Annotated in this window: 15 protein-coding genes; 8 read left to right on the top strand and 7 right to left on the bottom strand. The window is 42.0% G+C overall.

Going from position 1 to position 19,682, the window contains the following annotated elements:
- Window positions 1-138 precede the first annotated feature (138 nt).
- Window positions 139-1,653, top strand: a complete 1,515-nt coding sequence (locus tag OQE68_RS05535; RefSeq protein WP_180570320.1) for a thymidine phosphorylase family protein — start codon at window positions 139-141, stop codon at window positions 1,651-1,653.
- A gap of 29 nt (window positions 1,654-1,682) precedes the next feature.
- Here OQE68_RS05535 and OQE68_RS05530 read toward each other — a convergent pair whose 3' ends face one another.
- The 4 genes from OQE68_RS05530 to OQE68_RS05515 form a co-directional block, all read right to left on the bottom strand.
- Entirely contained in the window at window positions 1,683-4,073 is a 2,391-nt protein-coding gene (locus OQE68_RS05530) for a Lon protease family protein (protein ID WP_180570321.1), read from the bottom strand.
- Window positions 4,074-4,194: 121 nt separating this feature from the next.
- A complete protein-coding gene (locus OQE68_RS05525) occupies window positions 4,195-4,620 on the bottom strand; it encodes a globin (protein ID WP_180570322.1) in 426 nt (141 codons plus the stop codon).
- 236 nt (window positions 4,621-4,856) lie between these two features.
- The gene (locus OQE68_RS05520) at window positions 4,857-5,345 is read right to left on the bottom strand and encodes a protease complex subunit PrcB family protein (RefSeq protein ID WP_180570323.1); all 489 of its coding nucleotides are present in this window, start codon (window positions 5,343-5,345) and stop codon (window positions 4,857-4,859) included.
- 246 nt (window positions 5,346-5,591) lie between these two features.
- Entirely contained in the window at window positions 5,592-6,911 is a 1,320-nt protein-coding gene (locus OQE68_RS05515) for an OprD family outer membrane porin (protein WP_180570324.1), read from the bottom strand.
- Window positions 6,912-7,536: 625 nt separating this feature from the next.
- On the opposite strand from OQE68_RS05515, the gene OQE68_RS05510 reads away from it, so the two are divergent.
- Window positions 7,537-8,037: a hypothetical protein gene (locus OQE68_RS05510; protein ID WP_180570325.1), complete on the top strand. Its 501-nt coding sequence runs from the start codon at window positions 7,537-7,539 to the stop codon at window positions 8,035-8,037.
- 74 nt (window positions 8,038-8,111) lie between these two features.
- Complete coding sequence (locus OQE68_RS05505; protein WP_255491000.1) at window positions 8,112-8,243, top strand: hypothetical protein; 132 nt, start codon at window positions 8,112-8,114, stop codon at window positions 8,241-8,243.
- Window positions 8,244-8,316: 73 nt separating this feature from the next.
- Here the strand turns inward: OQE68_RS05505 and trmA are convergent, their stop codons facing one another.
- On the bottom strand, window positions 8,317-9,402 hold the full coding sequence (gene trmA, locus OQE68_RS05500; RefSeq protein WP_180570326.1) for a tRNA (uridine(54)-C5)-methyltransferase TrmA: 1,086 nt from the start codon (window positions 9,400-9,402) through the stop codon (window positions 8,317-8,319).
- Window positions 9,403-9,427: 25 nt separating this feature from the next.
- A complete protein-coding gene (locus OQE68_RS05495) occupies window positions 9,428-10,720 on the bottom strand; it encodes an NCS2 family permease (protein WP_180570327.1) in 1,293 nt (430 codons plus the stop codon).
- Window positions 10,721-11,284: 564 nt separating this feature from the next.
- Between OQE68_RS05495 and hutC the strand changes: the two genes are divergently transcribed.
- The 5 genes from hutC to hutH all read left to right on the top strand — a co-directional run bounded on the left by hutC (window position 11,285) and on the right by hutH (window position 18,041).
- Entirely contained in the window at window positions 11,285-12,001 is a 717-nt protein-coding gene (hutC, locus tag OQE68_RS05490; RefSeq protein WP_180570328.1) for a histidine utilization transcriptional repressor HutC, read from the top strand.
- Window positions 12,002-12,392: 391 nt separating this feature from the next.
- Window positions 12,393-13,646 carry an imidazolonepropionase gene (hutI, locus tag OQE68_RS05485; RefSeq protein ID WP_180570329.1) on the top strand — a complete coding sequence of 418 codons (1,254 nt, stop codon included), beginning with the start codon at window positions 12,393-12,395 and terminating at the stop codon, window positions 13,644-13,646.
- Window positions 13,639-14,598 (top strand): formimidoylglutamase, encoded by a 960-nt coding sequence (hutG, locus tag OQE68_RS05480; RefSeq protein WP_180570330.1) that lies wholly within the window; start codon window positions 13,639-13,641, stop codon window positions 14,596-14,598. The genes hutI and hutG overlap by 8 nt, the downstream gene beginning before the upstream one ends.
- Window positions 14,599-14,795: 197 nt before the next feature.
- Window positions 14,796-16,487, top strand: coding sequence for a urocanate hydratase (gene hutU / locus OQE68_RS05475; RefSeq protein WP_180570331.1), 1,692 nt, complete (start codon window positions 14,796-14,798; stop codon window positions 16,485-16,487).
- A gap of 21 nt (window positions 16,488-16,508) precedes the next feature.
- A complete protein-coding gene (hutH, locus tag OQE68_RS05470) occupies window positions 16,509-18,041 on the top strand; it encodes a histidine ammonia-lyase (RefSeq protein ID WP_266195547.1) in 1,533 nt (510 codons plus the stop codon).
- 245 nt (window positions 18,042-18,286) lie between these two features.
- Here hutH and OQE68_RS05465 read toward each other — a convergent pair whose 3' ends face one another.
- Window positions 18,287-19,432, bottom strand: coding sequence for a methyltransferase (locus OQE68_RS05465; protein WP_180570332.1), 1,146 nt, complete (start codon window positions 19,430-19,432; stop codon window positions 18,287-18,289).
- Window positions 19,433-19,682: the final 250 nt, after the last annotated feature.

Genomic DNA, 19,682 nt, shown 5'->3' with positions numbered 1-19,682 from the left:
TCTGGGCTAGAATTTTTATGGGTTATACTGTTCCAAGCAGTAAATTGCTTTGACTGCTAATGGAGGGTAGTGTTGTATTAGAGGTGCCCTTGATTATAATTTTTTTGTTAGTTATTGCTTTGTTACTGAAGGACCATAATGGAAGCAGAAAAACAACCATTGCGACTACGTAGAATTGGCATTGATACCCACCAAGAGCCGGTTGCTTATTTACGGCAAGACTGCCATGTGTGCAAGTCAGAAGGATTTTCTGTTCATTCACGAATCAAGATAGCCACTGAAAATCGAAGTATAATTGCCACAATACAATTTATTACTAATCAGTTGTTAACTAATCAAGAAATTGGCTTGTCTGAGGCAGCCTGGCAACTATTAAAAGCAGATGAAGGTGAACAGGTGCATTGTAGTCATGCAAAACCTGCGGAGTCTTTTGCTTGTGTGAAAAGTAAATTGGCTGGTAAATCGTTTGAGGAAAGCTCTGTCTTTGAAGTGATGCACGACATTTGCCTGGGACATTATCCTGATATTCAGTTGGCCACTTATTTAGCGGCTTGTTCTGGTACCCATTTGTCGCCCCCAGAAGTGCTTGCTATTACTAAGGCAATGGTAAACTCTGGACAACGAATTGATTGGAATATACCGCAGGTGCTGGATAAACATTGTGTAGGAGGCGTGCCAGGTAATCGCACTTCACCGTTAGTCGTAGCAATAGTTGCTGCTGCTGGTTTAACCATGCCAAAAACCTCTTCTCGGGCAATCACTTCGCCTGCAGGTACTGTTGATACGATGGAAGTGATGACCCCTGTTAATTTGAGTTTGGAGCAAATTCGTCAGGTGGTAGAACAAGAAAATGGCTGTCTAGTCTGGGGTGGTTCGGTTAGCTTGTGTCCTGCTGACGATATTTTATTAAGAGTGCAGCGAGCCTTGAACCTTGATAGTGAAGGGCAGATGGTTGCTTCGGTATTAGCCAAAAAAATAGCGGCTGGTTCCAGCCATGTACTTATTGATATCCCTATAGGTCCTACGGCTAAAATTAAAAATCAATCAGCTGCTTTTCGTTTGCAGCGGTTATTGGTTGCTACCGGTGAAGCACTGGGCATTGAAGTAACCGCAATGACTTCTGATGGAAATCAACCGATAGGCTTTGGTATAGGCCCTGCCCTGGAAGCAAAAGATGTGCTTGCTGTCTTACGCTGTGATCCTGATGCACCAATAGAACTGGCACAACGAGCCCTGATTATTGCTGGAAAATTATTAGAAATAGGCAGTAAAGCGGATGAAGGAGAAGGTTATCGGCTTGCCCAGAAAATCTTAAACTCTGGGGCAGCCGAGAAAAAGTTTATGGCCATTTGTGAAGCACAAGGCGGCTTCACTGAACCGCCGGTGGCTAATAATGTTTATGAGGTGACGGCCTCCCATAATGGTATAATTACCTATATTGATAATCGCTTTATTGCCAGGCTGGCCCATTTTGTTGGGGCGCCAGTAGTGAAAACCGCAGGCCTTGAAATGCAAGTTAAATTGGGTGATCAGGTTGTATCTGGACAACCGTTATTTACCTTACATGCGGAAGCAAAGGGTGAATTAAATTATGCATTAGAGTTTTTGCAACAGCACCCTGATGCTATTCGGATTGAGGAAACCTGGCTGTAAAGCTTATTGTTATTGTAAATGTTAATCGCTTAATGGTGATGATTATTAGCCAGCTCAGCCAATTTTTTTAATTTAGTAATGGCAATCCCATTAATCGAATTAGTAGGGTATTGATGGTTTTCATCAAGTTCACCTACTGGACGGTGGGTGAGTAATTCTAATGCTTGATCAACTTTGTTAATGGCATAAATAGCAAACTTATCGGCAGTGACGGCCTCGACCACTGGTTGATTAAGCATTAGGTTTTTTACATTGGCAGCTGGAATAATCACTCCTTGATTACCGGTGAGGCCTCTTTTTTCACACAGCTTGAAAAAGCCTTCTATCTTTTCATTAATTCCGCCAACGGCTTGTACTTCACCATATTGATTAATTGAACCGGTTAAAGCTAGGCTTTGGGAAAGAGGGATTTGAGTGATGGCCGAGATCAAGCAGCACAGCTCAGCCAGAGAGGCGCTATCACCATCCACCTTGCCGTAGGATTGTTCAAGGGCAATATTGGCGGTCAAATTAAGTGGAAAATCCTGCGCATATTTTTGACCTAAATAACCTGATAAAATCATGACGCCTTTGGAGTGAATAGCCTGACCTAGCTCTGCCTCTCGTTCAATATCAACAATACCGGCAGTGCCTGGAAAAACAGTTGCGGAGATTCTTGAAGGGGTTCCAATGCAATTGTTGCCTAAATCCAGTACAGTTAAGCCATTTATTTTACCAACATATTCTCCTTGAGTATCAATTAAAATAGTATTGTCCAGCATGTCATCCATAATCTCACTAGACAGGCGATTAGTGCGCCACTCTTGGCCATGAAGGGCTCGTTCAATATGTTCTACCTCAATTAATTTATCTCTCGCCATTCGTCTTAAGCAGTTCGCTTCACTGACTAAGTCAAACATATCTCTGAATGAGGCTGATAGTTTAGATTTATTTTCCGCTAACCGTAAGCTATGTTCAATTAATCGTGCAACAGCTGCAGAAGTAAGCGGTTTAAATAGATTTTTTTCGACATAGGTTTGCATTAGTCGGGCAAAGCCATCTTTGGTTTCTTCATTAAGTAATATTTCATCATCAAAATCGACGGTCACTTTAAATAGTTTGTGAAAATCGCTGTCGTAGGCTTGGAGTAGGTGGTAGGTTTCTCGGTCGCCAATCAGTACTATTTTTACCTTCAAGGGAATAGGTTGAGGATTCAGGCTTATCGTATTGACTAACCCCAGTTCAGAAACAAGCGACTCAAGCCGTATTTCCTCTTCTTTTAATGCTCTTTTTAATGCATCCCACACATGAGGTTCAGTCAGTAGTTTATCGGCATCAATAATCAGGTAACCACCATTAGCTTGGTGTAGCGATCCAGGGCAAATGTGACGAAAATTAGTGACTAACGTACCTAAGTCACTGCTGTATTCAACTCGTCCAAATAGGTTTCGGTAGCTAGGGTGTGACTCATGAATAACAGGGGCGCCTGCTGTTTTATCTCGTGCTACGACTAAATTAGGAGCAAACTCACTAGTTAATGCTTCTTTCTTTTCGGCATCTTCTCGCGCTTCCTCACTTTCTTCAACTAATAACTCGATCACTGTCTTGTGTAACTGCTCTTTAGTGGCTTGAAGAAAGTCTTGGATTTTTGCCATTCCTTTATATTTATCATGTAAGGGACGAAATAGAGGAGCGATAGCTCGATTAATGGTTTGCCGGTTAAGTTTGCGCATTTTGTCCGATGATTCCCGCTTCCATTGTGGGAGTCCTACCAGAGCCTCATTGAGTAATATCTCCAGGTGAGAAATATGTTGATGAAAGGCTTCTCGTTCGTCATCGGGTAAACTGGCAAACTCGGCTTCATCCATCATTTTCCCCCCTTTCACAGGAGTAAAGCTGATGGTGTTGGTATCTTTGAATAGTGCAATGCTATGCTTTAAAGCTGCTTTTTCGACTGTATCGATAGCACGGTCGTATTGTTGGTTAAATTCTTGTTCAACTCTGGCTTTTTGTTGTTGATAACTGGGATGTTCAAAGGCGGCGGGGAATGTGGCTAATAAATTATCCAATAGCTGTTCAAAATCATCTCTAAAAATATTAGCCATCCCTGCAGGCAAAGCTAAAACAAAAGGCTCTCTAGTGAGTCTATAATTATTTACATATAAATAATCATGCGGGGTCGTTTGTCGCTTAGCTTCTTTATCAAGAAAAGCTTTTACATAAGAGTTGCGACCGCTACCAGGTCTTCCCATCACATACATATGATAGCCACTTTGCTGCATAGCCACGCCGAACTGCAAGGCAGTAACGGCTCTATCCTGGCCTAAAATGCCATAGTAGGGCTTTAGCTTATCTGTGGTAGCAAATGGAAAGTCATTGTGAGAAATAGTGGTCTTCAGCCGTTCAACACTGAGCTTTAACTTGTCTGTTTGTTGTTTCATAGAATGACCCAGCCATACTTTCTTATCAGTTTAGCTTCAAAGTATCAAAGGCTGGGGGAAGGGCTGAAAATTGTACTGTTATTGGTCTGGAGGGGACTGCTTCGCCTGAAAAAAGGAGGGTTTACTCCTCAACATGACTATATTTAAACTTCATATAGGTGATTCCACTAGCTAAAACCAGTCGCCAGGCAAGCTCTATATTATCTGAAAACTCGTCATCATATTGGGCAACGGTTTCTACAAGGGCTTCTAACCAGATGTCATACCATTCAGGCAGAATATTAAGGTGAAGGCGATTGTGCTGAATCGCAATTTTTTCTAAATAGTCTGTGGCATTATTGGTGGCATAAAAAGTGAGTAGTTTATAAAAAGACTTTTCTAATAACCGTTTTTGCTTGCTCATATCAGTGTTAGCAAAGGCTCTGGCAATTGCATCTGATTTATTGGTAAAGTTAAGATAAAAGGCATCAAAAAATGATCTGGCATTAATTTCTTTGCCTAACACTCGCTCATAACTGGCGTCGAATATATTTTCAAAGTCGCTCATCGTGTTTTTAACATAATTGTGAGTGCAATACTCGGATCCTCTTATAAATATAGCATTTAAGTAAAGTGATGTTTTTGTGTCAGATCAATGGATGTTGTATTAATAAGGGGCTTCTCTCTACTATATATTTTGATGGCTTCGCAAAAATTGATGCCCCCTTTGAAAAAAGGGGGCGGTTGGATTGTGCCATTGTGCTAATCTTCCCTTCCTTTTCGGTGCTGGGAGGAAAAACTTACTTATTCACACTCCATAACCTGATTGGTTTCTTTAAATACTACCTGCATTGGAGCATGAGGAATTTTTACCTGCACTAACTGGTAGGGTGATGTAAGAGAAGTAATCACTGCGCAGCGTTTTCCCGGTTCTATTGAGTTAACTGTCGCAATGACTTTATTTTCTTTCTCCCGTACATCTGCTACTTCAATCATAAAACCGCCGCTGGGTTGAGTACCCATATAAATGCCCAGCACTAAATATTCATTAAAATCAATAATGGGTAACCCTGTGCCTCCACTTGGATTTTCTGCATAATAGCGGGCTGCTAAAGTACCTTGGTCGGTAATCACTTCGAGCTTTTTAGACTCTTCAACACTATAAACTCCTTGGTCAATGACTGAATAGGGTAGAGGCTCTGAAATTGGGTCAGCCAGGCTGTAATCTGCCATGGTGACATTGGCAGACAGTAATGAAATGGCCGCAAATGTATTGATGAAGAGTTTTCGCATGATTAACAGTCCTTGTTAGTCGCTATTTACATTATTCAATTTGATTGCAAAATGCCCAAAGTAAGGGATATAGTCCATTTAAACGACAATCATTGTATTAGCAAGGACTAAAAATAACGTGATTTCTTTCACAGTTGCGGTAAGTGTTGTAAATAAAAAAGCCTGTCAAAAATGACAGGCTGAAAGGAATAGTAGGTCATTAGATAATGTACACGTCTAGTCGTGTTTAATGATTAGGAGTAATTACTAGAAGATGTTGAAGGTGTAATCAATGTAAATTTGGTTGTTGTCTATATCTTCATTTTTTAGGCCAGATGCTTCTCTATGGGTATAGTTAGTCCACTTAAGTTTTAAACCTTTAAGTGCAGCTGTTTGAAATTCATAAGCGATGGTTGTATCCCTGCCCCATTCCTTGTTGCCACGGCTAGTCGTCTCAATGCCAGTGTTGTTCTTATCGCCATCAAAGCCTTTTCTATAGCCTGCTTCTAAGGTAAGTCCAGGTACCCCAACTCCTGCAAAGTCATACTCAAAGCCAACCATTATTGCCTTTTGGTCTTTACAAATAAAGTCTGACCAGTAGGGAACCATGGAATTAAATCCTCCAAAACCTGAGGGAGAAGCTGCCCAATCATATTCAAAATCTGCACCTTTAGTTTGATGGTAAGCTGTTTTTAGCGTTAATTCATCTACTGTAAGTTTGGCTAGGAGTTGGGTGTTTTGGGAATCATAACCGTCAAAACTAGCTGCTTGGGCCGCGGTTCTGTCTTTATTTATTTTACTTCGAATAAAAGCATCACCATTTTCTTTAACTCTATGATGAATGCCTTCTAGATAGAGTTGGGTATTATCAGCTAAGCTGAATGTGTGGTAAACCTTGAACTGTTGTCCTTCTAAAAAGCTGTTTGATTCTCCCCAGTCATATTCAAAGCCTAAGCCATTATCAAACTCATAAGCTAAGCCATAGCTTTGAATGTAGTTAACTTCTTCAGTACCATCACCAAAGTGCTCAAAGTGTCCCATATTACGCCATGATCCTTCGGTTAAATAAGTACCATGTAACTTTAGTCCATGAACATTGATGTCAGCTGCAGTGCCATATACAGAGCTGGGTACAGCACGGGAACCAGAACCTTGAATTAGGTTCGTGTCACGACGCATTCGACCATGTTTGAAATTAAAATTTAAATCATCGTCACCTAACTTTACTTTCACATAAGCTTGGCCTAGCAGGCTTATATCGTTAGTTTCTTTAGGATTTCTTCCATCTGCAGGTAAATGAGTAAAATTATTACCTGGGGAGTCTAAATCCCAAGCGCCATAATAAGAAGCATCAAACCCTATGATGTCTGCAAAGTAACCGGATGTATAATTGAGTTGGAGACCTTGTATCCATTCTCTATTGTCATAGTCAGAGCCGTGGCGGCCATCCCGGTTAAAATAAACATTCCGAAGAACTGCATCTAACGAGCTGCCCTCAATAAAACCTTCATCTGCATGGGTTACCATATTAAACGAAGATGCGGCCACGATAGCGGTACAAAGCGCGGTGCGTTTGAATATATGCATTGTTATTATCTACTCCTAAAGGTTGTTTTATACCCTTTTTTATAAAAGGCTATAGCTACTTCTTACTCACTTACCTGCCGTATTTTTTGGCAAAAAACCACCTGCCCGATAAGTTTTAATAAACTAATAGGCTAAAATGTAACCTGCACACTACAGCTAACTGCTAGTTAGTAGTGGTAGGATTTAGATTTATTAATGGTTAAGTAAGTGAATAAAAACTTTTTATTATTATGAAACTCGCTTTAGTTATTTGTCTGGTTAATATCTGTTATGACTGAGGGTGTATTGTTACTAAACTTTAACTTGAAAAGAAAGTTTTTTTTATTCGACTTTAGTAAATGTTGGATTGTTAAATGCGATATAAATGGCTTTAGGGAGTAAAAGTCCTTCAATTAAAGTCTATCTCTAAAGATTCTTAAATACAGCAGGATGTTGCATCTAGTCTATTGGTCTATAAATGACTATTCAGTCTGAATAAAATATTTATTGTATGTTGCTTTTTTTGTGTTGTTTTTATTTTATAAATAAGAAACTGCTGTTTTAGTGTTACTTAAAACTAAATTGAAGTTTTTTTGGTTTTAAGTTGTTTACTTTCAAAAGCAAACCTTTACTTAAGGAACCAACCTTGAAACGTTATTGTTTATTTTTTGCTTCACTTTGGGCTGCCAGCAGCCAAGTAGCAATTGCTGATGATTATGTAGCACGGTATTTGTGTTATGCCGATGGAAAAATACGTCAGAATGGAGCGGGTGCGCCAGTGAATTCTCGGTTTGAGATGAAGTTGATGAAGGATGAAAAGGGGTTAATTTATTTAACTCAGGCCCTTGGTCATGTGTTAGTAACTGATGAAACTGGGCCTTCTATTTTAGCTGATCGTTATGGTTATTATGCTTTATTTCGATTTGGCCGACTTTATCAAAACCCAGATTATAACCCCGTTGTTTACCATGATCATTATCAGTTTAAGCCTTTTAATGCAGTGACCACCAATGGTTTTGATGGTGGTGGTATGTGGGGTTCTTTTGTTCTACCAAAAAGTCTCAATAAAGAGGTGAGTGCTCATTATATTTTTCAAGCAGGCTCCCATATTGGTGGAACTATTGATTATAAATGCAAGCGCCGTTGATCTTAATCAACTCAGGAGTTAATCCTCTCTTTTAATCTATTGCTTATATTCTTTGATAGATGCAAAGGGGTGAAATGATGGGCTCAACAGTTGCGGTTGCTGGTATGACATTGATGATTTCTCTGGGCACTATCTTGATTGCAGGGCTTGCTGTAGGAATTATCGTTGCGCTAGTAGAAAGCCGAATTGAGCGGCCGGATCATTAGGAGGCAGTTGAGCTAGTGCAGTTGAGATAGCACAGTAGAAAAAAAGGCTGTATTTTACAGCCTTTTTTTGATGTTATCTTTTTTGCAGCAATACACCTGCTTCCATATGGTGGGTGTAAGGAAATTGATCAAATAAAGCAAAACGTTTTACCTGATGGGTATCCATTAGGTTTGTAATATTTTGCTGTTGTGTAGTTGGGTTGCAGGAAATATAAATAATATTATCAAACTGCTTAACCAACTCTTCTGTTGCTGGATCAAGCCCAGCTCTGGGTGGGTCGACAAAAACCGTGGAAAACTGATAATCGTCTAAGTCTACATGGGCTAAACGGCGAAAGGCTCTGACATTATTCAGAGCTTCTGTTAATTCTTCACTAGCCATTCGTGCAATGGTGACATTCTTAATATTATTACGCTGAAAATTGTACTCTGCTGCTTTGACAGAGGTTTTTGATATTTCCGTTGCTAACACTTTATTGAACTGCTTAGCCAGTGGCACGGTAAAATTACCATTCCCACAATAAAGCTCTAGTAAATCACCACTTAGCTCTTCAGCGATCCCAGTTGCCCAGCTCAACATTTTCTCGCAAACATGAGCGTTAGGTTGAGTAAAACTGTTTTCGATTTGTTGATAGAAGTAGTTTTGCTCATCAATGGTCAACTTTTCAATAACATAGTCTTGACTCAGTACAATACGCTGTTTTCGTGAGCGACCAATAATATGAATATTCAGCTGCTGCTCTAGTTGCTTAGCGGCTTGTTCCCAGCTGGCATCTAATGGCTTATGATAAATTAAACTGACTAATACATCACCTGTTTGACTAGCAAGAAATTCCACTTGAAATAGCCGCTTGTGTAAAACTTCCTCAGCTTGTAAAGCGATTAATAATTTAGGCATCAACTCAGAAATGGATAAGGTCGCTACTGGAAACTCAGTGACCTCAATCACTTGCTTATTTTCTGGGTTGAACATGGCGTAATGAATACGGCCATTATCTCGCCAAATTCTAAATTCTGCCCGCATTCGGTAGTGCTGTGGCAGCGAAGGATAAATTTCCAGCTGGGGTGGGTTAAAGTCAGCATAAGCTGCACTGAGCTGTTCCGCCTTTTCCTTGAGTTGCTGGGGGTACTGCTTAGGGTCGATATCAATAACAGCCATGAGCTCTATACCAATCAGAATTCAATTAATTAAAAAGGGATAACTTAACTAAAAATAAAACACTCAAGATTAATAGCGCTGGGTTCAATTGGCTGGTTTTACCACTGAGTAATTTGATAATAGTGTATGAAATAAAACCAAGCGCTATGCCATTAGAAATAGAAAATGTGAGCGGCATAGTTACAGCTGCAATCACGACAGGAGCGGCATCAGTAATATCATCCCAGTTAATATGAGTGAGTCCGCCAGTCATGAGTACTGCTACGTAAAATAATGCGGGAGCTGTAGCATAGGCAGGTACGGTACCAACCAGTGGCGAGAAGAACAGGCATAATAAAAATAAAATAGCGACAACTACTGCAGTTAAACCGGTTCTGCCGCCTGCTTCGATACCTGCTGCACTTTCAATATAACTGGTGGTAGTCGAGGTACCTAACATGGCCCCGGCCATTGAGGCTGAGCTATCAGCCATTAAGGCTTTGCCCAGTCGTGGTAATCGGCCCTGCTTATCAAGCATTTTACCTTTTTGGGCAACAGCAATCAGAGTGCCGGAGGTATCAAACAAGTCAACGAAAATAAACGCGAAAATAATACTGATCATGCTGACTTCTAAAGCATCAGCAATATTTAGCTTCATTAAGGTTGGGGTCAAACTGGGAGGCATTGACACAATGCCTTGGTATTCGGTTTGGCCGGCTAACAGGCTAATCATTGTCACTGCTAAGATGCTCACCATAACGCTGCCAGTTATTTGGCGGTAACTTAGGGCAATGATTAAAAAGAACCCTAGTGCAGCCATGGCTACAGGGAATGAGGCAATATTGCCCAAGGTAACAAATGTTGCAGGGTTATCGACCACCAAGCCGGCATTCTTTAGTGCAATAAAGCCTAAAAATAAGCCAATCCCTGCGCCAATCCCTACCCGTAATGCCATGGGGATACTGTTGATGATCCATTCTCTAATACGAAAAGCGCTTAATAAAAAGAAACAGATACCGGAGATAAAGACAGCTCCTAATGCGACTTCCCATGGATAATGAAGCTGATTGACGACGGTAAAAGTAAAAAAGGCATTAAGTCCCATTCCGGGTGCTAAGGCGATGGGGTAGTTTGCCCAGAGCCCCATAATCAAACAACCAATAGCGGCTGCCAGGCAGGTAGCGACAAACACAGCCCCTTGATCCATTCCCGCTGCGGCTAGCATATTGGGGTTAACAAACACGATGTACGCCATCGTTAAGAAAGTGGTAAAACCGGCTAATACTTCAGTTTTTACACAGGTATTGTGGGCTTTGAGTTTAAATAATGCCTCAAGCATTTAATAACTTCCTCATTGACCAAAATGTAGGGCTGTAGAAGCTAATGGATATGGAATGACAGGGTATTCTGTAGCTGCGACATGGGTTAACCAGCTACTGCATGGTTAACGACAGCAACTCTACTTTGAGATAAAGAGTGTTGGCTGGGCTGTCGCTTTGACTCTTGATGAGCCAAGGATGGCACTTCAAGAATGGAGGATGAATATCCTGTTATTTCATATCAGACACACAACTTACTTCAACCCCTTTTGAGATACCTTAGTTAGGTATGGTGTTGAAAAGATGGGCGATCTTACCGCAAATTGATTGCAGGTTCGAATAATGTTTGCTTGGAAGTAAGTAATTGATGGTATTCTAAGAATGCCTGTTAATTTCTACGCATGAGTGGTTATGGGAGTAAGGGTGTTTTTTGGAATGCCCGCCAGTAAAAAGGAGTAGTTGCCAAATTGAGCAGCTGTGCTAACAGCTGGTAGATTCATTAATACAGGCGTTTGACCCAAACAAATTCACATACTTATCCACAGTTTGTGTGAGTAACTCAGAAAAAGCAGAACTAGAGCGTTATGGTGACAAACGATAAACCCCGCTACCAACAGATAAAAGACTTTATTTACCAGAATATTCGTGATCGTCACTATAAGCCGCATGAGCGAATTCCTACAGAGCATGAGCTTTCTGACAAGTTCCAAGTAAGTCGAATGACGGCTAATAAAGCGATTAGGGATTTAGTAAAAGAAGGGTTATTGGTGCGTTACCCTGGGCAAGGGACGTTTGTGACAGACCTGAAAGTCGAATCGCCGCTGTTGGAAATAAAAAACATTGCTGATGAAATCCGTAGTCGAGGCCATGTGCACAGCAGCAAGGTGGTTAAGTTGGAGGCTGTTTTTGCCACTGAGCAAACGGCTTTAAAACTAGGAGTGCAAGAAGGGGAAACAATTTTTTATTCACTGATTGTACATCAAGAAAATGACCAGCCATTACAGGTGGAAGAGCGTTATGTTAACGCAACAACAGTGCCTGACTATTTAAAACAGGACTTCACTGCTACCACCCCTAATGAGTATTTATCAAAACATTGTCCATTATCAGAGGCAGAGCATGTCGTTGAAGCCATTATGCCTGATGAAACCATCCAGCAGTTGTTACATATTGAGTCTGCTGAGCCCTGTTTATTGGTTAATCGTCGTACTTGGTCAACAGGTCAACTAATTAGCGTTGCTAAGCTGATTCATCCTGGCTCTCGTTATAAGCTTCGCTCCCAAGCAATTTTGGCTGAATAAAATTCAGCCAAACTTCCCATTCTTATGAATTAAGTCAAAAATTAGCAATTGACGAGCAAGTTGAACTCGATCTATATTTGTATATACAAATATGGTTTTATAAGAGGCTAGCAGTTTAGCTAAGCCAATATGAATAGCTAGCCAGAAGTGGAAACGAACAATGTTGCGCGTGGCTAGATACAGGATACAGAACACGCCTCAATCCTGTATCTAGTTCTAAGCTAGGAAGCATCTACTAATTCATACCGGCATCAAAGTTAGTACTCTATCTGCTTTAAGGTATATCTAGTAATAGAAAGAACAAAAGAAGAAGTAGTTGATAAATAGTAAGCTAGTTTGTATATACAAAATAACTACTAAATAAAGTAATAGCAATTAGGACCAAGTCTGAATGGAACAAACACATTCTACAGCCATAGCAGATACTGTCTGGACCAACGTTAACCTGATAACCGGTGAGCTAGCAGACCAAGGACTAGTGACTGCAAAAAATCAGTCGGTAGTGGTCAAGGATGGCCGGATTATGGCTATTTTTGATCAATCTTCAGGGGCTGCTTTACCACAAGCTGAACGAATTATTGATGGTGAAGGTGGCTGGTTAAGCCCTGGGTTAATTGATTGCCATACTCACCTGGTATTTGCCGGGAATCGGGCCGATGAATTTGAACAGCGCTTAGAAGGTGTTCCCTACGAAACCATTGCTAAACAAGGTGGTGGTATTCTATCCACCGTTATTGCCACCCGATCTGCCTCTGAAGAAGCGCTGCTTAAGTTAGCTTTGCCACGCTTGGATGCACTCATCGCTGAAGGGGTTACTACGGTAGAAATTAAAAGTGGCTATGGCTTAACCCTGAACGATGAATTAAAAATATTGCGAGTTGCCAAGCAATTAGCTAATCACCGGCCAATCAATATTTCTACAACTTTATTAGCTGCTCATGCGGTTCCTCCTGAGTTTAAAGGTAAGGCAGACCAGTATATCGACTTAGTCTGCAATGAAATTATTCCTCAAGCAGCGGAACAGCAATTAGCGGATGCAGTTGATGTATTTTGTGAAGGTATCGGGTTTAGCCCTGCCCAGTCAGAAAAAGTGATGCAAGCGGCTAAAGCTTGTGGATTAGGGGTTAAAGCCCATGTGGAACAACTGTCGAACTTATCTGGTGCGGCTTTAACGGCAAAATATCAAGGCTGGTCGGCGGATCACTTAGAGTACTTGGATGAAGCCGGAGTAAAAGCGCTTGCTGAAAGTAATACTGCTGCTGTGTTGTTGCCAGGAGCATTTTATTTTTTAAGGGAACAGCAATTACCCCCAATTGACTTACTTAGAAAATACCAAGTACCCATGGCGTTAGCCACAGACTTTAATCCCGGTACTTCGCCGTTGGCATCCATACGGCTAATGATGAATATGGGCTGTACCCTGTTTCGCATGACACCCTCAGAAGTGATTGCTGCTGTTACTGCTAACGGAGCTAAGGCGTTAAAAATGGAGGAGTCCAGGGGGATAATAAAAGAAGGTATGGCTGCTGATATGGTGCTTTGGGATATTCAGCACCTGGCAGAATTAGCCTATCAATTTGGTCCACAAGTTATTAAACAAAGAATGGTTAATGGTCAGATCACAGGGAGTGGCGCACATGTATAAGCCAGCCAATATGTCGCTCTGGCAAGGACGAGTGGATGAGTTTGAAGGTGAAGCTGGGCTACGCTGGCATCAATTAATTCAGCCCTTTAAACCAGGGGTGGCTGCTGGGGTCACTATCTTGGGTTTTGCCAGCGATGCGGGAGTTAAGCGTAATCAAGGCCGGCTCGGTGCCAGCCAAGGGCCGTTTAATGCACGGCAGGTGTTGGCAAATTTACCTAATCGATTATCCCGGCCGGTTTATGATGCAGGCGATATTATTTGCTCTAATGATCAACTGGAATTTGCTCAATTAACCTTAGCTTGCCAGGTGGAAATGCTATTAGCAGCACGGCATTTTCCATTAATTATCGGTGGTGGCCATGAAGTTGCCTGGGGTAGTTATCAGGGGCTAGCTAAATACGCTGAAGGCTGCCATCAACAACCTGTAATCGGCATTATTAATTTTGATGCCCATTTTGATTTACGACAGGATGCTAAGCCCAGTTCTGGGACACCTTTTCGACAAATTGCTGAATACTGTCAAACCCAACAATCCCCCTTTAAATATTGCTGCTTAGGTATCAGTGAGCCCAGTAATACTCCTGCTTTATTTAATCGTGCTCAACAATTGGAAGTGAGCTATCGATTGGATCGAGACATGAGCTGGCAACAACTGCCGGCTATTGAAGCTCAACTTGATCAGTTTATTCAGCAATGTGACTGGTTGTATCTCACCGTTTGTTTAGATGTTTTTCCATCAGCAATTGCACCTGGAGTAAGTGCTCCTGCTGTGTGTGGAGTGGAGTTAGCTCTGATAGAACATTTAATTCAAAACAAAATTAAACCTGCAATCGATGCTAATGGTTTTCCCAAACTTAAATTAGCGGATATTGCAGAATTTAATCCAGAGTTTGATCGTGACCAACAGACAGCAAGGTTAGTGGCGCGATTAACCGAATTAATAACACGATAAACAAGAATGTTTACCCAAAGCGTAGGGTTTTTAGACGAGGCCGTCGAGCGATGAAGCCCCATAAGCCTATTGAAATAGGTGATTGGGGTGACAGTTAAATGCTCCATGCATTAACTGTATTTCCACCTTCCATGGTGGTCAAGAGCGACGACAACAAAGTATAAAAATCATTCGCGAAGGGTAATAGGAGACAAGTGATGAGTAGAGTAGACAAAACTAGAAAAATTAAAGCAGCAACTGGTACAAAATTAACAGCCAAAAGCTGGCTCACTGAAGCTGCTTTACGAATGCTAATGAATAACCTGGATCCCGAGGTAGCAGAAAAACCTGAGGAACTAGTGGTTTATGGCGGGATTGGTCGTGCTGCCCGCAATTGGGAGTGCTACGACAAAATCGTTGAAGTATTGACTCGTTTGGAAAATGACGAGTCTTTATTAATTCAATCCGGTAAACCGGTAGGGGTTTTTAAAACCCACCCTGATGCTCCTCGGGTATTAATTGCGAATTCTAATTTAGTGCCTCATTGGGCTAACTGGGAACATTTTAATGAGTTGGATAAACAAGGGCTAATGATGTATGGCCAAATGACTGCTGGCTCTTGGGTGTATATCGGTTCTCAGGGAATTGTTCAGGGCACCTATGAAACCTTCGTAGCAGTAGGCACTAAACATTTTAATGGCGATTTATCGGGTAAATGGATTTTAACCGCCGGTTTAGGGGGAATGGGCGGTGCTCAGCCACTGGCTGCAACCATGGCTGGTGCCTCAATGCTAGCAGTTGAATGCGACGAGAGCCGAATTGATAAGCGTCTGGAAACCCGTTATCTGGATTATAAAGTCAACAATCTCGATGAAGCTTTACAAATGATGAATGATACTGCCAAGCAAGGTAAAGCCATTTCGGTAGGGTTATTAGGTAATGCCGCGGATATTTTTCCAGAATTAGTTGCTCGGGGTGTAATTCCTGATGTGGTGACGGATCAGACCAGTGCCCATGATCCACTTAATGGTTATTTACCTAAAGACTGGTCGTTGGAATATGCCGATGAAATGCGCCAAAAAGATCCACAGGCGGTGGTAAAAGCAGCGAAAGCTTCTATGGCAATTCATGTGAAAGCAATGTTAGCGCTGCAGGAAAAAGGCGCTGCTACCCTGGACTATGGTAATAATATCCGACAAATGGCGTATGAAGAGGGAGTGGAAAATGCCTTTGATTTCCCTGGTTTTGTTCCTGCGTATATTAGGCCATTGTTTTGTGAAGGAATAGGGCCATTCCGTTGGGCGGCATTATCTGGAGACCCTGAAGATATTTATAAAACCGATGCCAAGGTAAAAGAATTAATTCCCGATAATCCACACCTGCATAACTGGTTGGATATGGCACGGGAAAAAATTCAGTTCCAAGGCTTGCCTGCTCGTATTTGCTGGGTGGGTTTAAAAGACCGGGCAAGGTTAGCGCAAGCATTTAATGATATGGTTGCCAGCGGTGAATTAAAGGCACCTGTTGTGATTGGCCGAGATCATTTGGACTCTGGTTCCGTTGCCAGCCCTAATCGTGAAACTGAAGGGATGTTGGATGGGTCTGATGCAGTATCAGATTGGCCTTTACTCAATGCTTTATTAAATACCGCTGGTGGTGCCACTTGGGTCAGTTTCCATCATGGTGGTGGCGTTGGGATGGGCTTTAGTCAGCATGCGGGGGTGGTGATTGTGGCTGATGGTACCCAAGAAGCTAAAGCAAGACTCGGTCGAGTTTTATGGAACGATCCAGGTACAGGGGTGATGCGCCATGCGGATGCAGGTTATGAAATTGCGGTCGACTGTGCTAAAGCAAATGGTCTTGATTTACCGATGTTAGAAGCAACTGTTAACAGTAAGCATGCTGAATAGTTTGGTTGGGAGGTTATTGCAGTGTATCAATTAACATTAAAGCCAGGCCAACTTACGCTGAATACATTACGTTGTGTACTTCAGTCGTCGGTTAATGTTCAGCTGGCTGAAGAGGCCTTGCCAGCTATTGAAAAAAGTAATGCTACAGTCAATAAAATTGTGGCAGAAGACCGAGTGGTTTATGGGGTGAATACTGGTTTTGGTTTGCTGGCTAACACCCATATTAAAAAAGATGAACTGGAAACATTGCAACGCAGTTTGGTGCTATCCCATGCAGCAGGCACAGGTAATTTCATGAGCGATGATGTGGTTCGGCTGATGATGGTATTAAAAATTAACAGCCTGGCCAGAGGGTTTTCTGGAATTCGCTTGGAAGTCATTGAGGCTCTGACGGCGTTGCTTAATAAAGAAGTGTATCCACTCATTCCTGCTAAAGGGTCGGTGGGGGCATCTGGTGATTTAGCACCGCTGGCCCATATGAGCACCGTATTATTAGGGGAAGGGGAAGTACGCTATCAGGGGGAAAGGCTTTCAGGGGCTGAAGGACTAAAGATAGCAGGGCTTTCACCAATAACCTTGGCACCCAAAGAAGGGTTGGCGCTACTTAATGGCACTCAGGCATCAACAGCGTTTGCATTGACTGGCTTATTTGCGGCAGAAGATTTATTTTCAATGGCGGTGGTGGCAGGTGCCATGTCAGTAGAGGCAGCTTTAGGTAGTCGTCGACCGTTTGATGAGCGGATTCATCTTGCCCGTGGTCACCAGGCACAAATTGATGCTGCAGCCTGTTATCGGGATTTGTTGGAGCATAGCGATATTGAAAAATCCCATCAGAATTGCGAAAAAGTGCAGGACCCATACTCCTTGCGTTGTCAACCTCAGGTAATGGGTGCCTGTTTGCAGCAAATTCGTGATACTTCAAAAGTGTTGTTAACTGAAGCGAATGCGGTGTCTGATAATCCGCTGGTGTTCAGTGATGATGATGAAATTATCTCCGGAGGTAATTTCCATGCTGAACCCGTTGCCATGGCGGCTGATAATTTAGCTCTGGCGATTGCTGAGGTGGGTGCACTCTCTGAGCGGCGGATGGCACTGTTAATAGACAGCACATTAAGTAAGTTACCACCCTTTTTGGTGGATAATGGTGGGGTGAACTCAGGGTTTATGATTGCCCAGGTGACTTCTGCTGCCTTGGCCAGTGAAAATAAGTCCCTAGCGCACCCAGCGTCTGTGGATAGTTTGCCAACCTCTGCTAATCAGGAAGATCATGTCTCAATGGCTACCTTCGCAGGTAGACGACTAATAGAAATGGCTGACAATACGGCGGGTATTTTAGCGGTTGAATGGCTAGCGGCTTGTCAGGGTATTGATTTCAGAGCGCCACTGACAACTTCACCCAAGCTGCAAGAAGCTCATCAGCTGCTTAGGACAGAGGTGAGCTTTTACGACAAGGATCGTTATTTTGCTCCTGATATTGAGTTGGCCAAGCAACAGATAAAGTCGGGACAGTATCGAGGATTTGTTGCGCCGGAAGTATTACCCAGTTATACCTGAGTATTGGAGTTGGCTGAGATAAATAAAAACCCCTGTCAATAGAGGTTTGTATTTATTGCAAAAAGCTAATTTTTAGCCTGTTAATGAAGTAATAAAAACCGTATTGTCATGAATATATTGTGACCGATTTGTGAAAGTTACTGAAATTAAAGCCCCTTTTTTAGTTAAACAGTAAGTCGTTAACAGGGTTATCCACAGAATCTGTGGGTAAGTGTTGATGTGGGTAAACACTTCTTGTTAACAAACTATTTTTTAACAGCCTGTAGGATTACGAACTTACTGTTGCTGGCCAACATTTGGACATTGCCAAACAACCGCTTCAATTTAATGTGATAACCCAAATGTCGGTTACCAATAATTCTTAACTCTCCACCTTGTTGCAGTACTTGCTTGGCTTGGCTAAACATTCGCCATGCAATATGGTCACCCACAGTATGCTGCTGGTGGAAGGGTGGGTTACAAACAATATAGTCAGCACTGTTGCTTGCAAAGCCTGTTAAACAGTCATTAACAACAAAGCGGGCTTGGTTTTCAGGTAACTCGCTGCTTAACCAGCCAGCTTTGGCAGAAGCAACCGCAGAAAAAGACTCATCAACCAGGGTAAATTGCGAGTCTGGGTGGTGTTGATAAGTGGCCATTGCTAGTAAACCGTTACCACAGCCTAAATCGATAATCTGTTGTGGCTCATGATCACATGCCAGGTTTTCCAGAAAAAAGCGGCTGCCGATATCCAGTTTATGTTGCCCAAATACATTGGCAAAGTTGATGAGGTTGAGTTTTCTATTGCCACCAGGCAGCTCAACACACAATTCCTTTGGATATGGGTTTTTAACCTTGGCTGTTAATAGGGAGTGGTCTGGGGTGATATGTATTAGTCGGGCTTTTTTCTTGGCTAGTGACGGCCTTGTTGGACCAACGAGTTGTTGAATAGATTCAATCATACTTGTCTGGATGTATTTAACCATTCCTGCCGCAATTATTAGTGTATCGGAATTAATCAGTGGTCTAATTTTAAGTAAAGCAGCCTCTAATAATGCTAAGGTTTTAGGTATTTTGATAATGATGGTTTTAAAATAACCACATGGTTTTTCAAGAGGCTTGATTAGCGGCAAGATAGTAGGGCAGTCAAGCTGGTTTGTTTGGCTATTGGCTATGATACTCTGCTGACTGAGGAAAGAATCAGTAATAACTGTTGGGCTTAGCTGATGTAGGCTGGTACTTAGGGCTCCAAAACCATCATTGATAATTAAACAAGGCCCTTGAATATTTTGCTCATGCAAATAGCTAAGCAAGTATTCATCTGCTGCATCCCAGGCTCTAAGTGTTTCATTTTTTTGCTTTGGATAGCGATTAAGTTCTAAGCTGTGCCAGACAGTAGTTAAGTGATTCATACAAAACATGTAAGGTATGTTAAAGAAAGTAGGGTAGGCCCTGGTAACTGGAAAAAACATTATATACTGTTTTGCAGAGGGGATGTCGTAAAAGGCTTCGGTGTATAAATATGGAGCAACAGAGTATTCTTCCACTGCTCTACAAGGCCTTCCCTGGCCTTTAGAGCTTTCGCTGTTCCCGACAGCTGTTACAGAATACCCTATTGCTCCATATAGCCAAGTCTGTACGGATTACATCAACATAATTTCA

Origin of the sequence: Spartinivicinus marinus, from assembly GCF_026309355.1 — a bacterium.
GTDB lineage: Bacteria > Pseudomonadota > Gammaproteobacteria > Pseudomonadales > Zooshikellaceae > Spartinivicinus > Spartinivicinus marinus.
The sequence above is the reverse complement of the archived record's forward strand: the minus strand, read 5'-3'. Positions and strand labels throughout refer to the sequence as shown.

Excerpts from the sequence above, each read along its gene's own strand:
- OQE68_RS05505 (WP_255491000.1), top strand. The coding sequence starts at position 8,112 with ATGATGGGCTCAACAGTTGCGGTTGCTGGTATGACATTGATGATTTCT.
- hutC (WP_180570328.1), top strand. The coding sequence starts at position 11,285 with ATGGTGACAAACGATAAACCCCGCTACCAACAGATAAAAGACTTTATT.
- OQE68_RS05495 (WP_180570327.1), bottom strand. The coding sequence starts at position 10,720 with ATGCTTGAGGCATTATTTAAACTCAAAGCCCACAATACCTGTGTAAAA.
- OQE68_RS05520 (WP_180570323.1), bottom strand. The coding sequence starts at position 5,345 with ATGCGAAAACTCTTCATCAATACATTTGCGGCCATTTCATTACTGTCT.
- OQE68_RS05465 (WP_180570332.1), bottom strand. The coding sequence starts at position 19,432 with ATGAATCACTTAACTACTGTCTGGCACAGCTTAGAACTTAATCGCTAT.
- OQE68_RS05535 (WP_180570320.1), top strand. The coding sequence starts at position 139 with ATGGAAGCAGAAAAACAACCATTGCGACTACGTAGAATTGGCATTGAT.
- hutI (WP_180570329.1), top strand. The coding sequence starts at position 12,393 with ATGGAACAAACACATTCTACAGCCATAGCAGATACTGTCTGGACCAAC.
- OQE68_RS05530 (WP_180570321.1), bottom strand. The coding sequence starts at position 4,073 with ATGAAACAACAAACAGACAAGTTAAAGCTCAGTGTTGAACGGCTGAAG.
- trmA (WP_180570326.1), bottom strand. The coding sequence starts at position 9,402 with ATGGCTGTTATTGATATCGACCCTAAGCAGTACCCCCAGCAACTCAAG.
- hutG (WP_180570330.1), top strand. The coding sequence starts at position 13,639 with ATGTATAAGCCAGCCAATATGTCGCTCTGGCAAGGACGAGTGGATGAG.
- OQE68_RS05525 (WP_180570322.1), bottom strand. The coding sequence starts at position 4,620 with ATGAGCGACTTTGAAAATATATTCGACGCCAGTTATGAGCGAGTGTTA.
- OQE68_RS05515 (WP_180570324.1), bottom strand. The coding sequence starts at position 6,911 with ATGCATATATTCAAACGCACCGCGCTTTGTACCGCTATCGTGGCCGCA.
- hutU (WP_180570331.1), top strand. The coding sequence starts at position 14,796 with ATGAGTAGAGTAGACAAAACTAGAAAAATTAAAGCAGCAACTGGTACA.